Origin of the sequence: Kineococcus sp. TRM81007, from assembly GCF_022669155.1 — a bacterium.
Lineage (GTDB): Bacteria > Actinomycetota > Actinomycetes > Actinomycetales > Kineococcaceae > Kineococcus.
This window is the reverse complement of sequence record NZ_JALBVB010000051.1, coordinates 117,064-132,353: the sequence shown is the minus strand read 5'-3', so window position 1 is coordinate 132,353 and position 15,290 is coordinate 117,064. Positions and strand designations below refer to the sequence as shown.

The window sequence follows — 15,290 nt, the reverse complement described above, 5'->3', positions numbered from 1 at the left end:
GCGGGGGGCTCGTTCGTCGTGCGCGCCGGTCCCGTGCCGGCGCGTACACTGGACGGCGGCCTCAACCCGTCGTCGCCCGATCCGCGGGCACCGATACGGCCACCCCCAGCACTCGAAGGGATCGCGCATGCCCCCCAAGAAGAAGGTCGCCGGCCTCATCAAGCTCCAGATCAAGGCGGGCCAGGCCACGCCCGCACCGCCGATCGGCCCCGCGCTCGGTCAGCACGGCGTGAACATCATGGAGTTCTGCAAGGCGTACAACGCGCAGACCGAGGCCCAGCGCGGCAACGTGATCCCGGTCGAGATCACGGTCTACGAGGACCGCTCGTTCACCTTCATCACCAAGACCCCGCCGGCCGCGGAGCTCATCAAGAAGGCCGCGGGCGTCGCCAAGGGCTCCGGCGAGCCGCACGTCACGAAGGTCGCGAACCTCACGCAGGCCCAGGTGCGCGAGATCGCCGAGCAGAAGCTGCAGGACCTCAACGCCAAGGACGTCGACATGGCGGCCCGCATCATCGCCGGCACCGCCCGGTCGATGGGCATCACCGTCTCGGACTGACGTCCTCCCCGCCGCGGCCGGCCCACCGGGCCGGCCGCACCCCCAGTGGCAGGGCCCCGCGCGGCCCGTCGACCACGACCCTCACCCCTGACAAGAGGAGCAGCAGTGAAGCGCAGCAAGGCCTACCGCGCCGCCGTCGAGAAGATCGACGCGGACGCCCTGTACGTCCCCGCCGAGGCCGTGAAGCTGGCCCGCGAGACGTCGACCACCAAGTACGACGCCACGGTCGAGGTCGCCTTCCGCCTGGGCGTGGACCCGCGCAAGGCCGACCAGATGGTCCGCGGCACCGTGAACCTCCCGCACGGCACCGGCAAGACCGCCCGCGTGCTCGTGTTCGCCGTCGGCGAGCGCGCCGCGCAGGCCGAGGCGGCCGGCGCCGACATCGTCGGTGGCGACGAGCTCATCGACGAGGTGGCCAAGGGCCGCCTCGACTTCGACGCCGCCGTGGCGACGCCCGACCTCATGGGCAAGGTCGGCCGCCTGGGCAAGGTGCTGGGCCCGCGCGGTCTGATGCCGAACCCGAAGACGGGCACGGTGACCATGGACGTCGCCAAGGCCGTCACGGAGATCAAGGGCGGAAAGATCGAGTTCCGCACCGACAAGCACGCCAACCTGCACTTCGTCATCGGCAAGGTGTCGTTCGACGAGGCCCAGCTGGTGGAGAACTACGCCGCCGCGCTGGACGAGGTGCTGCGCCTGAAGCCGTCGTCCTCGAAGGGCCGCTACCTGAAGAAGGCGACCATCACGACGACGATGGGCCCGGGCATCCCGGTGGACCCGGCGGTGACCCGCGTCCTCACCGAGGAGACCGCCTCGGCCTGAGGCGCTCGCTCGCCGCACGCCCGTCCGCAGGGGCGGGGTCCCTCCCGGGGCCCCGCCCCTGCGGCGTTCCCGTCCCCGCCGGGGGCTGTCGGCGGTGGTCGGGAGCACCGGTTCACGGCGTGTAGGCTTGACCACGTACCGAAGACCGCCGGTCGCTTCCCTCTCCGTTCGGAGGGGTGGCAGAAGGTCCCGAGCACGGGCGACCCGCGCAGGTGTGAGAGCTTCCCCAGGTCCTCCTCAGGGCCCGGTCCGACGCCCCGCGCTCCTGCGCCGGGGCGTTTCGCACGTTCGGGCCCGGGCCGGCTCCCCGAGACGAGGAAGGGAGGGCACGCATGGCGAAGGCGGAGAAGGTCGCGGCCGTGAAGGAGATCACGGCGCTGTTCCAGGAGTCCAACGCTGCGGTGCTCACCGAGTACCGGGGGTTGACCGTGTCGCAGCTCACGCAGCTGCGCACGGCGCTGGGTCCTGACACGACCTACGCGGTCCTGAAGAACACGCTCGCCAGCATCGCGGCGAAGGAGGCCGGTGTCACGGCCTTCGAGGGTCAGCTGACCGGCCCGTCCGCGATCGCCTTCATCTCCGGTGATCCGGTGGAGGCGGCCAAGGGCCTGCGTGACTTCGCCAGGACCAACCCCCAGCTGGTCGTCAAGAGCGGCCTGCTCGAGGGCCGCGCGATCAGCGCCGAGGACGTCACCGCTCTGGCCGACCTGGAGTCCCGCGAGGTGCTCCTGTCCAAGGTCGCGGGTGTCCTCAAGGCGTCCCAGGCCAAGGCCGCGGCCCTGTTCCAGGCGCCGCTGTCGAAGACCGTCCGCACCGTGGAAGCGCTGCGGGAGAAGCAGGCGGGCGCCGACGCCGCCTGAGGCGCCGGTCACCGTCCACCCACCCGCCCGCGGGCGCACCCCCGCGGACACACCCCAGACACAGGAAGGACCGCCACCATGGCGAAGCTCAGCACCGACGAGCTGCTCGACGCGTTCAAGGAGCTCACGCTCATCGAGCTCTCCGAGTTCGTGAAGAAGTTCGAGGAGACCTTCGACGTCACCGCCGCCGCCCCCGTGGCCGTGGCCGCTGCCGGCGGCGCCGGTGGTGGCGCTGCCGCCCCGGCCGAGGAGGAGAAGGACGAGTTCGACGTCATCCTCGAGTCCGCCGGCGACAAGAAGATCGGCGTCATCAAGGAGGTGCGCGGCCTGACCTCCCTGGGCCTCAAGGAGGCCAAGGACCTCGTCGACGGCGCCCCCAAGCCCGTCCTCGAGAAGGTCAACAAGGAGGCCGCGGAGAAGGCCAAGGCCGCCCTCGAGGGCGCCGGCGCCACCGTCACCCTCAAGTGACCCCCTCCCGGGCCTGAACGGGCCCGGGACACCGCCGCGAGGGGNCCCGTCCGGCCGCCCCTCGTGCGTTCGGTACGGGTACCCGCGCGACACGCCGTCCACAGCGGGCCGGATCGCCTTGACGCGGGGGCGGTGGGGGACCATCCTCATCAGCGGTTGTCATCACGTTCCGCCTCGCGCGACACCGTCGTCGTCCGTGGCCGAGCGCAGGCGTCGACTGCGCCCCGGGTCGGGGCTGGACAGTCACGCCCTCGCGGGGTACCTTACTGTTTTGCGCTGCCTTCAGTCATATGGCCGGTCGTCGACCAGTGGGACGACCGAGTGGGGCAGGTCAGCGCGTGTCACGTTCGCAGGCCCGTGGAAGGACCCCTCTTGGCCGCCTCGCGCACAGCGTCCGCACCAGGCAACAGCTCCGCCCTCACCGTCTCCGGACGGTACTCCTTCGGCAAGATCCGTGAACCGCTTGAGGTGCCCGACCTCCTCGCGCTTCAGACCGACAGCTTCGACTGGCTGCTCGGCAACAAGCGCTGGCAGGACCGCGTCGCGGCCTCCCGCGAGGGCGGTCTGGACGTGCCGATGACCTCCGGCCTGGAGGAGATCTTCGAGGAGATCTCGCCGATCGAGGACTTCTCCGGCTCCATGTCGCTGTCGTTCCGCGACCACCGCTTCGAGCCGCCCAAGTACTCCCTGGACGACTGCAAGGAGCGCGACCTCACCTACGCCGCTCCGCTGTTCGTCACCGCGGAGTTCATCAACGGCAACACCGGTGAGATCAAGAGCCAGACGGTCTTCATGGGCGACTTCCCGCTCATGACCGACCGCGGCACCTTCGTGATCAACGGCACCGAGCGCGTCGTCGTCTCGCAGCTCGTGCGCTCCCCGGGCGTGTACTTCGAGCGCGTCCCGGACAAGACCTCCGACCGCGACACCTGGACCGCCAAGGTCATCCCGTCGCGCGGCGCGTGGCTCGAGTTCGAGATCGACAAGCGCGACACCGTCGGCGTGCGCATCGACCGCAAGCGCAAGCAGTCGGTGACCGTCCTGCTCAAGGCCCTCGGCTGGAGCGAGTCGCAGATCCGCGAGGAGTTCGCGGACTACGAGCCCATGATCGCCACGCTGGAGAAGGACCACACCTCCGGCGTCGAGGACGCGCTGCTGGACATCTACCGCAAGCTGCGCCCGGGCGAGCCGCCGACGCAGGAGGCCGCGCGCAACCTGCTCGACAACCTCTACTTCAACCCCAAGCGCTACGACCTGGCGAAGGTCGGCCGCTACAAGGTGAACAAGAAGCTCGGCATGGAGGAGCCGCTGTCCTCCAGCGTGCTCTCCGTGGACGACATCGTCCGCACCATCAAGTTCCTGGTGAAGCTGCACGCGGGCGAGACCGCGATGCAGGGCGTGAAGAACGGCCAGCCGGTCGACGTGCGCGTCGAGGTCGACGACATCGACCACTTCGGCAACCGCCGCCTGCGCAGCGTCGGCGAGCTCATCCAGAACCAGGTCCGCACCGGCCTGTCCCGGATGGAGCGCGTCGTGCGCGAGCGCATGACGACGCAGGACGTCGAGGCGATCACGCCGCAGACGCTCATCAACATCCGTCCCGTCGTGGCCTCCATCAAGGAGTTCTTCGGGACGAGCCAGCTGTCGCAGTTCATGGACCAGACCAACCCGCTGGCGGGCCTGACCCACAAGCGCCGCCTGTCGGCGCTGGGCCCCGGTGGTCTGGCCCGCGACCGCGCCGGCATGGAGGTCCGTGACGTCCACCCGTCGCACTACGGCCGCATGTGCCCCATCGAGACCCCCGAGGGCCCGAACATCGGCCTCATCGGCTCGCTGTCGTCGTACGGGCGCATCAACCCGTTCGGCTTCATCGAGACGCCGTACCGCAAGATCGTCGACGGCGTCGTCTCCGACGAGGTCGAGTACCTGACGGCCGACGAGGAGGACGCCTTCGTCATCGCGCAGGCGAACGCCCCGCTGAACCCGGACGGCACCTTCGCCGAGGCCCGCGTGCTGGTGCGCGCCAAGGGCGGCGAGACCGAGTTCGTCCCGCGCGCCGAGGTCGACTACATGGACGTCGCGGCGCGGCAGATGGTCTCCGTCGCGACCGCCATGATCCCGTTCCTCGAGCACGACGACGCCAACCGCGCGCTCATGGGCTCCAACATGCAGCGGCAGGCGGTGCCGCTGGTCAAGACCGAGGCCCCGCTGGTCGGCACCGGCATGGAGTTCCGCGCCGCCGTCGACGCCGGTGACGTGGTCGTGGCCGAGAAGGCCGGCGTGGCGACCGAGGTGTCCGCGGACCTGGTGACCACGACCAACGACGACGGCACCACGACCACCTACCGGGTGGCCAAGTTCCGCCGCTCGAACCACGGCACCGCGTACAACCAGCGCGTGGTCATCGGCGAGGGCGACCGCGTCGAGGTCGGCACCGTGCTGGCCGACGGGCCGTCGACCGACGGCGGCGAGATGGCGCTGGGCCGCAACCTGCTCGTGGCGTTCATGCCGTGGGAGGGCCACAACTACGAGGACGCGATCATCCTGTCGCAGCGCCTCGTGCAGGACGACGTCCTGTCCTCGATCCACATCGAGGAGCACGAGGTCGACGCCCGCGACACCAAGCTGGGGCCGGAGGAGATCACCCGCGACATCCCCAACGTCGCGGAGGACGTGCTGGCCGACCTCGACGAGCGCGGCATCATCCGCATCGGCGCCGAGGTCCGCGACGGCGACCTCCTCGTCGGCAAGGTCACGCCCAAGGGCGAGACCGAGCTGACCCCGGAGGAGCGCCTGCTGCGCGCCATCTTCGGCGAGAAGGCGCGCGAGGTGCGCGACACCTCCCTGAAGGTCCCCCACGGCGAGACCGGCACGGTCATCGGGGTGAAGGTCTTCGACCGCGACGAGGGTGACGAGCTGCCCCCGGGCGTGAACCAGCTGGTGCGCGTCTACGTCGCGAACAAGCGCAAGATCACCGACGGTGACAAGCTCGCCGGCCGCCACGGCAACAAGGGCGTCATCTCCAAGATCCTGCCCGTGGAGGACATGCCGTTCCTCGAGGACGGCACCCCGGTCGACGTCATCCTCAACCCGCTCGGCGTGCCGAGCCGGATGAACGTCGGGCAGGTCCTGGAGCTGCACCTGGGCTGGATCGCCTCGCGCGGCTGGCAGGTCGAGGGGCAGCCGGACTGGGCGAAGCTCATCCCGGAGGAGATCCGCGAGGCGCCGGCCGGCTCCCGCATCGCGTCGCCCGTCTTCGACGGTGCGCGCGAGGAGGAGATCACCGGGCTGCTCGACTCCACGCTGCCGACCCGCGACGGCGACCGGCTGGTGCAGGGCGACGGCAAGGCCCGGCTGTTCGACGGCCGTTCCGGTGAGCCGTTCCCGGACCCGGTCGCGGTCGGCTACATGTACATCCTGAAGCTGCACCACCTGGTCGACGACAAGATCCACGCCCGCTCGACCGGCCCGTACTCGATGATCACCCAGCAGCCGCTCGGTGGTAAGGCGCAGTTCGGCGGTCAGCGCTTCGGCGAGATGGAGGTGTGGGCGCTGGAGGCGTACGGCGCCGCCTACGCCCTGCAGGAGCTGCTGACCATCAAGTCCGACGACGTCCTGGGCCGCGTGAAGGTCTACGAGGCGATCGTCAAGGGCGAGAACATCCCCGAGCCGGGCATCCCCGAGTCCTTCAAGGTGCTCATCAAGGAGATGCAGTCGCTCTGCCTGAACGTCGAGGTCCTGTCCTCCGACGGCATGGCCATCGAGATGCGCGACAGCGACGAGGACGTCTTCCGGGCGGCCGAGGAGCTGGGCATCGACCTGGCTCGGCGCGAGCCGAGCAGCGTCGAAGAGGTCTGACGGGTGCGGGCCGGGGGAGCACCCCCGGCCCGCCACCGCCGGCCAACGGGACCGCTGAGTCCCACGGACTAGTCAGACCTCAGGAAACGACAGAAAGAAGATCACGTTGCTCGACGTCAACTTCTTCGACGAGCTGCGCATCGGGCTGGCTACTGCGGACGACATCCGCACGTGGTCGCACGGTGAGGTCAAGAAGCCGGAGACCATCAACTACCGCACCCTGAAGCCGGAGAAGGACGGGCTCTTCTGCGAGAAGATCTTCGGTCCCACCCGGGACTGGGAGTGCTACTGCGGCAAGTACAAGCGCGTCCGCTTCAAGGGCATCATCTGCGAGCGCTGCGGCGTGGAGGTCACGCGCGCCAAGGTGCGCCGTGAACGCATGGGCCACATCGAGCTGGCCGCGCCCGTCACGCACATCTGGTACTTCAAGGGTGTCCCGAGCCGCCTGGGCTACCTCCTGGACCTGGCGCCGAAGGACCTCGAGAAGGTCATCTACTTCGCCGCCTACATGATCACGTGGGTCGACGAGGAGGGCCGCCAGCGCGACCACTCCTCGCTCGAGGCGCAGATCGAGGTCGAGAAGCGCGAGGTGGAGAACCGTCGCGACGCCGACGTGGACGCCCGCGCCAAGACGCTCGAGCAGGACCTCGCCGAGCTCGAGGCCGAGGGCGCCAAGTCGGACGTGCGCCGCAAGGTGCGCGAGTCCGCCGAGCGCGAGATGGCGCAGATCCGCCGGCGCGCCGACGCCGAGATCGACCGCCTGACCGCGGTGTGGGACCGCTTCCGCACCCTCAAGGTCCAGGACCTCGAGGGTGACGAGGTGCTCTACCGCGCCATGCGCGAGCGCTTCGGCATGTACTTCGAGGGCGGCATGGGTGCTGCGGCGCTGCAGAAGCGCCTGCAGAGCTTCGACCTGGACGCCGAGGCCGAGTCGCTGCGCGAGACGATCGCCACGGGCAAGGGGCAGCGCAAGACCCGCGCCCTGAAGCGCCTGAAGGTCGTCTCCGCGTTCCTGACCACGCGCAACTCGCCCGAGGGCATGGTCCTGGACTGCGTCCCGGTCATCCCGCCGGACCTGCGACCGATGGTCCAGCTGGACGGTGGCCGCTTCGCCACCAGCGACCTGAACGACCTGTACCGCCGGGTCATCAACCGCAACAACCGCCTCAAGCGGCTGCTGGACCTCGGTGCGCCCGAGATCATCGTGAACAACGAGAAGCGCATGCTGCAGGAGGCCGTCGACGCGCTGTTCGACAACGGCCGCCGCGGCCGGCCGGTGACGGGCCCGGGCAACCGCCCGCTGAAGTCGCTGTCCGACATGCTCAAGGGCAAGCAGGGCCGGTTCCGCCAGAACCTGCTGGGCAAGCGCGTCGACTACTCGGGCCGCTCGGTCATCGTCGTCGGCCCGCAGCTGAAGCTGCACCAGTGCGGTCTGCCCAAGCAGATGGCGCTGGAGCTGTTCAAGCCGTTCGTCATGAAGCGGCTGGTCGACCTGTCGCACGCGCAGAACATCAAGTCGGCCAAGCGCATGGTCGAGCGCGCCCGCCCGGTGGTCTGGGACGTCCTGTCCGAGGTCATCACCGAGCACCCGGTGCTGCTCAACCGCGCGCCCACGCTGCACCGCCTGGGCATCCAGGCGTTCGAGCCGCAGCTGGTCGAGGGCAAGGCCATCCAGATCCACCCGCTCGTCTGCACCGCGTTCAACGCGGACTTCGACGGTGACCAGATGGCCGTGCACGTGCCGCTGAGCGCGGAGGCGCAGGCCGAGGCCCGCATCCTCATGCTGTCCAGCAACAACATCCTCAAGCCGGCGGACGGCCGCCCGGTGACCATGCCCACCCAGGACATGATCATCGGCATCTACCACCTGACCGCCGACCGGGACGACGTGGACGGCGTGGGCCGGCACTTCTCCTCGCTCGCCGAGGCGATCATGGCCTTCGACGCCAAGCAGATGAACCTGAACGCCAAGGTCAGGATCCGCCTGTCGGGTGTCGTGCCGACCCCGGACATGACCCTGCCCGAGGGGTGGCAGGCCGGCGACGACCTCGTCGTCGACACCACCCTGGGCCGTGCGCTGTTCAACGAGGCGCTGCCGGTGGACTACGAGTACGTCAACGACGTCGTGGACAAGAAGCGCCTGTCGGCCATCGTCAACGACCTCGCCGAGCGCTACCCGAAGGTCCAGGTGGCGGCGACGCTGGACGCCCTGAAGGAGGCCGGTTTCCACTGGGCCACCCGCTCGGGCACCACCGTCTCCATCGCCGACGTGATCACCCCGCCGAACAAGCAGGCGATCCTCGAGACCTACGAGGCCAAGGCCGAGAAGGTCCAGCAGCAGTACGAGCGCGGTCTGATCACCGACGACGAGCGCCGTCAGGAGCTCATCGAGATCTGGACGCAGGCCACGAACGACGTCGCCAAGGACCTCGAGCAGGCGATGCCGACGCACAACACGATCCACCGCATGGTGAGCTCGGGTGCGCGAGGCAACTGGATGCAGATGCGTCAGCTCGCCGGCATGCGCGGTCTGATGGCGAACCCGAAGGGCGAGATCATCCCCCGCCCGGTCAAGGCCTCGTTCCGCGAGGGCCTGACCGTGGGTGAGTTCTTCATCACCACGCACGGCGCCCGCAAGGGTCTGGCGGACACCGCGCTGCGGACCGCCGACTCCGGCTACCTCACCCGTCGCCTCGTCGACGTCTCCCAGGACGTCATCGTGCGCGAGGACGACTGCGGCACCCGCCGCGGCCTGGAGATGCCGATCGCGGAGCGCAACGCGGACGGGTCGCTGCGCCGTCACGACGACGTCGAGACGAGCGTGTACGCCCGGACGCTGGCCACCGACGTGATGGTCGGTGACGAGGTGGCCCTGGCCGCCGGCGCCGACCTCGGCGACGTCGTCATCGACGAGCTGGTCGGTCGCGGCGTGGAGTCGGTGAAGGTCCGCTCGGTGCTCACCTGCGAGTCCCGGGTCGGCACCTGCGCCCGCTGCTACGGCCGCTCGCTGGCCAGCGGCAAGCTCGTCGACATCGGCGAAGCGGTCGGCATCGTGGCGGCGCAGTCGATCGGCGAGCCGGGTACGCAGCTGACGATGCGCACCTTCCACACCGGTGGTGCCGCCTCGGAGTCCGGCGACATCACGCACGGCCTGCCGCGCGTGGTGGAGCTCTTCGAGGCCCGCACCCCCAAGGGGAACGCGCCGATCACCGAGGTGCCCGGCCGGGTCCGCGTGGACGAGACCGACAAGGGCCGCTCGATCGTCGTCGTCCCCGACGACGGGTCCGAGGAGATCGCCTACCCGGTCACCCGCCGCCAGCGCCTGCTGGTGGAGGAGGGCCAGCACGTCGAGGTCGGGCAGAAGCTCGTCCAGGGCGCGGTCGACCCGAAGCAGATCCTGCGCATCCTCGGCCCGCGCCGGGTGCAGATGCACCTGGTCGACGAGGTGCAGGAGGTCTACCGCTCCCAGGGCGTGTCGATCCACGACAAGCACATCGAGGTCATCGTCCGCCAGATGCTCAAGCGGGTGACGATCATCGAGCAGAACGGCTCCGAGCTGCTGCCCGGTGAGCTGGTGGAGCGCGCGCGCTTCGAGGAGGAGAACCGCCGGGTCATGGCGGAGGGCGGGCAGCCGTCCTCCGGCCGCCCGGAGCTGATGGGCATCACGAAGGCGTCGCTCGCGACGGACTCGTGGCTGTCCGCGGCCTCCTTCCAGGAGACGACGCGGGTGCTGACCAACGCGGCCATGGAGGGCAAGAGCGACCCGCTCCTCGGCCTGAAGGAGAACGTCATCATCGGCAAGCTCATCCCGGCCGGCACGGGTCTGCCCCGTTACCGGAACATCCGGGTCGAGCCGACCGAGGAGGCCAAGGCGCAGATGTACTCGGTGCCCGGCTACGACGAGGTCGACTACGCGCAGTTCGGCGTGGGCTCCGGCCAGGCCGTCCCGCTGGAGGAGTTCGACTACGGCAGCAGCGACTTCCGCTGACCGCCTCCGCGCCGCCCCGTCCCCCCGCNGCGGCGGGGGAGCGGGGCGGCGCCGCGCGGAGGCGCCGCCGGTCCGGCGGCGCACCCGCGCTCCCCACCGCCCGGGGGCCTCGTTTTGACCCCCTGATTTGCGGCGGGTAGGCTCGTGTGCGCTTGACACGAGCGTGCCCGCGATCAGGTGACAAGACGTCACCGGCTCGGGCCCTCGACCGAACGACACGCCCGACCTCGTGGGTCGGCGGGGAGTCGAGCGCGGGCTCACGACGAGCAGCGCGTCCCGAGCAGCAGAGCCGACGAACGAGATCGACAGACGGAGACAGGGTGCCCACCATCCAGCAGCTGGTCCGCAAGGGCCGGGAGGACAAGGTCGTCAAGACCAAGACGCCCGCCCTGAAGGGCAGCCCGCAGCGGCGCGGCGTGTGCACGCGCGTGTACACGACGACCCCCAAGAAGCCCAACTCCGCGCTGCGCAAGGTCGCGCGCGTGAAGCTCACCAGCGGCATCGAGGTCACCGCCTACATCCCCGGTGTGGGCCACAACCTCCAGGAGCACTCGATGGTCCTGGTGCGCGGCGGTCGCGTGAAGGACCTCCCCGGTGTCCGCTACAAGATCGTCCGCGGTTCCCTCGACACGCAGGGCGTGAAGAACCGCAAGCAGGCGCGCAGCCGCTACGGCGCGAAGAAGGAGAAGAGCTGATGCCGCGCAAGGGCCCCGCCCCCAAGCGTCCCCTCGTGGTGGACCCCGTCTACCAGTCCCCGCTGGTGACGCAGCTCGTCAACAAGATCCTCCTGGACGGCAAGAAGTCCGTCGCGGAGTCGATCGTCTACGGCGCCCTCGAGGGTGCCCGCGCCAAGACGGGCAACGACCCGGTCGTCGTGCTCAAGCGCGCGCTGGACAACGTCAAGCCGGCCCTCGAGGTCCGTTCCCGCCGTGTCGGCGGGTCGACCTACCAGGTGCCGATCGAGGTGCGTCCCAGCCGCTCCACCACCCTCGCCCTGCGCTGGCTCGTCGGCTACGCCCGTCAGCGTCGCGAGAAGACCATGACCGAGCGCCTGCTCAACGAGATCCTCGACGCCTCGAACGGCCTCGGTGCCGCGGTGAAGCGCCGTGAGGACACCCACAAGATGGCCGAGTCGAACCGGGCCTTCGCGCACTACCGCTGGTGACCCCAGCGGCACCTCGCCGACTCACCCCCTCGATCCCAGGGAAGAGGCAGTAAACCGTGGCACAGGACGTGCTGACGGACCTGACCAAGGTCCGCAACATCGGCATCATGGCCCACATCGACGCCGGCAAGACCACGACGACCGAGCGGATCCTCTTCTACACGGGGATCAACTACAAGATCGGCGAGGTCCACGACGGCGCGGCGACGATGGACTGGATGGAGCAGGAGCAGGAGCGGGGGATCACCATCACCTCCGCCGCCACCACCTGCTTCTGGGAGGGCACCCAGATCAACATCATCGACACGCCCGGCCACGTCGACTTCACGGTCGAGGTCGAGCGGTCGCTGCGCGTCCTCGACGGCGCGGTCGCCGTCTTCGACGGCAAGGAGGGGGTCGAGCCCCAGTCCGAGACGGTGTGGCGGCAGGCGGACAAGTACGACGTCCCCCGCATCTGCTTCGTCAACAAGATGGACAAGCTCGGGGCCGACTTCTTCTTCACCGTGAAGACGATCATCGATCGTCTGGGTGCCGAGCCCCTCGTGATGCAGATCCCGATCGGCGCGGAGAACGACTTCCAGGGCGTCATCGACCTCGTCTACATGCGCGCCCTCACCTGGAGCGCGGACGCGGCCAAGGGGGAGGCGTACGAGAAGGGCCCCATCCCCGCGGAGCTGCAGGAGCAGGCCGACGAGTACCGCCAGAAGCTCGTCGAGCGCGTCGCGGAGACCGACGAGGCGCTGCTGGAGAAGTACCTGGGCGGCGAGGACCTGACTCCCGAGGAGATCAAGGTCGGCGTCCGCAAGCTGACGATCAACAGCGAGGTCTACCCGGTCTTCTGCGGGTCCGCGTTCAAGAACAAGGGCGTGCAGCCCATGCTCGACGCGGTGCTGGACTACCTGCCCTCGCCGCTGGACGTGAAGCCGATGGTCGGTCACAAGGTCGGCGACGAGTCGGTCGAGATCACCCGCAAGCCGGACGTCGAGGAGCCCTTCTCGGCCCTCGCCTTCAAGATCGCCGCGCACCCGTTCTTCGGGAAGCTGACCTACGTGCGCGTGTACTCCGGGCGCATCGCCGCCGGCTCGCAGGTCGTGAACTCGACCAAGGGCAAGAAGGAGCGCATCGGGAAGCTCTTCCAGATGCACTCCAACAAGGAGAACCCGGTCGACGAGGCTCGCGCGGGCCACATCTACGCGATGATCGGCCTGAAGGAGACCACGACGGGCGACACGCTGTCCGACCCGGCGCAGCAGGTCGTCCTCGAGTCGATGACCTTCCCCGAGCCCGTCATCTCCGTGGCCATCGAGCCCAAGACGAAGGGCGACCAGGAGAAGCTGGGCACCGCGATCCAGCGCCTGGCCGAGGAGGACCCCACCTTCCAGGTCGAGCTCGACCAGGAGACCGGTCAGACCATCATCAAGGGGATGGGCGAGCTCCACCTCGACATCCTCGTCGACCGCATGAAGCGCGAGTTCAAGGTCGAGGCCAACGTCGGCAAGCCGCAGGTGGCCTACCGCGAGACCATCCGCCGCGCGGTCGAGAAGATGGACTACACCCACAAGAAGCAGACGGGTGGGTCGGGGCAGTACGCGAAGGTGCAGGTCACCATCGAGCCGCTGGACACCTCCGACGGGCAGTTCTACGAGTTCGAGAACAAGGTCACCGGTGGCCGCGTCCCGCGCGAGTACATCCCCTCGGTGGACGCCGGCATCCAGGACGCCATGCAGCTCGGTGTCGTCGCGGGCTACCCGCTGGTGGGCATCAAGGCCAGCCTCCTGGACGGCGCGGCGCACGACGTCGACTCCTCCGAGATGGCGTTCAAGATCGCGGGCTCGATGGTCCTCAAGGAGGCCGTCAAGCGCGCCGACCCGGTGCTGCTCGAGCCCGTCATGGCCGTCGAGGTGCGTACGCCCGCGGACTACATGGGTGACGTCATCGGCGACCTGAACTCCCGCCGTGGGCAGATCGAGTCCATGGAGGACGTCAGCGGGGCCAAGCTCGTCAAGGCGACCGTTCCGCTGTCGGAGATGTTCGGCTACGTCGGCGATCTGCGGTCGAAGACGCAGGGCCGTGCGGTCTACTCGATGCAGTTCTCGAACTACTCCGAGGTTCCCCGGAACGTGGCCGAGGAGATCGTGAAGAAGGTCCGCGGGGAGTAAGCACCCCGGGAGCCGGTGGGGGGCCACACCCCCCACCGGCACGACGTCGGTCACCGAGCACGGTCGGCCGGCCACCCACCCACCCGCCCGATCCTCGGGTCGGGGAAGAAGCGACAGTCCGAGGAGGACCCCCAGTGGCGAAGGCGAAGTTCGAGCGGACTAAGCCGCACGTCAACATCGGCACGATCGGTCACATCGACCACGGGAAGACGACGCTGACGGCGGCGATCACCCGCGTGCTGCACGACAAGTACCCGGAGCTGAACCAGGCCTCGGCCTTCGACCAGATCGACAAGGCTCCTGAGGAGCGTCAGCGCGGCATCACGATCTCGATCGCGCACGTCGAGTACCAGACCGAGGCGCGCCACTACGCGCACGTCGACTGCCCGGGTCACGCGGACTACATCAAGAACATGATCACCGGTGCGGCGCAGATGGACGGCGCCATCCTGGTGGTCGCGGCGACCGACGGCCCGATGCCGCAGACCAAGGAGCACGTCATCCTGGCCCGCCAGGTCGGCGTCCCCTACATCGTCGTCGCGCTGAACAAGGCCGACATGGTGGAGGACGAGGAGCTCCTCGAGCTCGTCGAGATGGAGGTGCGTGAGCTCCTCTCGTCCTACGAGTTCCCGGGCGACGACGTCCCCGTCGTGCGCGTCTCCGCCCTGAAGGCCCTCGAGGGCGACGCCGAGTGGGGCGACAAGCTCATGGAGCTCATGAACGCGGTCGACACCGCGATCCCCGAGCCCCAGCGTGCGGTCGACCAGCCGTTCCTCATGCCGATCGAGGACGTCTTCACGATCACCGGCCGCGGCACCGTGGTGACCGGCCGCATCGAGCGCGGTGTGCTGAACGTCAACCAGGAGGTGGAGGTCGTCGGCATCCGCCCCACGTCGACCAAGACCACCGTGACCAGCATCGAGATGTTCAACAAGATGCTGGACACCGGCCAGGCCGGCGACAACGCCGCCCTGCTCCTGCGTGGCCTCAAGCGCGATGACGTCGAGCGCGGCCAGGTCGTCGTGAAGCCCGGCAGCATCACGCCGCACACCGAGTTCGAGGGCCAGGCCTACATCCTGTCCAAGGACGAGGGTGGCCGTCACACGCCCTTCTACAACAACTACCGTCCGCAGTTCTACTTCCGGACGACCGACGTCACCGGCGTCGTCTCGCTGCCCGAGGGCACCGAGATGGTCATGCCCGGTGACAACACCGAGATGAAGGTCGACCTCATCCAGCCCATCGCCATGGAAGAGGGCCTGAAGTTCGCGATCCGTGAGGGTGGCCGCACCGTCGGCGCCGGTCGGGTCACGAAGATCATCAAGTGAGCTGAGCCGGCGGGGGAGCGCGAGCGTCCCCGCCGGATCGCTCCCTGCGCGGAGGGGCGGGTCCACCTGGGCCCGCCCCTCCG

Annotated in this window: 10 protein-coding genes; all 10 read left to right on the top strand. The window is 69.1% G+C overall.

Annotated features, from left to right (window positions below; all coding sequences use genetic code 11):
• The first annotated feature begins 127 nt into the window (after positions 1–127).
• The 10 genes from rplK (at position 128) to tuf (ending at position 15,207) form a co-directional block, all read left to right on the top strand.
• Positions 128–559: a 50S ribosomal protein L11 gene (rplK, locus tag MN205_RS09985; RefSeq protein WP_242126783.1), complete on the top strand. Its 432-nt coding sequence runs from the start codon at positions 128–130 to the stop codon at positions 557–559.
• A 105-nt stretch (positions 560–664) separates the two neighbouring features.
• Positions 665–1,381 carry a 50S ribosomal protein L1 gene (rplA, locus tag MN205_RS09980; protein WP_242126781.1) on the top strand — a complete coding sequence of 239 codons (717 nt, stop codon included), beginning with the start codon at positions 665–667 and terminating at the stop codon, positions 1,379–1,381.
• 332 nt (positions 1,382–1,713) lie between these two features.
• Entirely contained in the window at positions 1,714–2,241 is a 528-nt protein-coding gene (gene rplJ / locus MN205_RS09975; protein WP_242126778.1) for a 50S ribosomal protein L10, read from the top strand.
• A gap of 78 nt (positions 2,242–2,319) precedes the next feature.
• Positions 2,320–2,709, top strand: a complete 390-nt coding sequence (gene rplL / locus MN205_RS09970; RefSeq protein ID WP_242126776.1) for a 50S ribosomal protein L7/L12 — start codon at positions 2,320–2,322, stop codon at positions 2,707–2,709.
• A 372-nt stretch (positions 2,710–3,081) separates the two neighbouring features.
• Positions 3,082–6,567: a DNA-directed RNA polymerase subunit beta gene (gene rpoB / locus MN205_RS09965; protein WP_255818852.1), complete on the top strand. Its 3,486-nt coding sequence runs from the start codon at positions 3,082–3,084 to the stop codon at positions 6,565–6,567.
• A 106-nt stretch (positions 6,568–6,673) separates the two neighbouring features.
• Positions 6,674–10,555 carry a DNA-directed RNA polymerase subunit beta' gene (locus MN205_RS09960; RefSeq protein ID WP_242126773.1) on the top strand — a complete coding sequence of 1,294 codons (3,882 nt, stop codon included), beginning with the start codon at positions 6,674–6,676 and terminating at the stop codon, positions 10,553–10,555.
• A 320-nt stretch (positions 10,556–10,875) separates the two neighbouring features.
• Positions 10,876–11,250 (top strand): 30S ribosomal protein S12, encoded by a 375-nt coding sequence (rpsL, locus tag MN205_RS09955; protein ID WP_012084987.1) that lies wholly within the window; start codon positions 10,876–10,878, stop codon positions 11,248–11,250.
• A complete protein-coding gene (gene rpsG / locus MN205_RS09950) occupies positions 11,250–11,720 on the top strand; it encodes a 30S ribosomal protein S7 (protein ID WP_242126770.1) in 471 nt (156 codons plus the stop codon). The genes rpsL and rpsG overlap by 1 nt, the downstream gene beginning before the upstream one ends.
• A gap of 56 nt (positions 11,721–11,776) precedes the next feature.
• A complete protein-coding gene (fusA, locus tag MN205_RS09945) occupies positions 11,777–13,879 on the top strand; it encodes an elongation factor G (RefSeq protein ID WP_242126768.1) in 2,103 nt (700 codons plus the stop codon).
• A gap of 134 nt (positions 13,880–14,013) precedes the next feature.
• Positions 14,014–15,207 (top strand): elongation factor Tu, encoded by a 1,194-nt coding sequence (gene tuf / locus MN205_RS09940; RefSeq protein ID WP_242126766.1) that lies wholly within the window; start codon positions 14,014–14,016, stop codon positions 15,205–15,207.
• Positions 15,208–15,290: the final 83 nt, after the last annotated feature.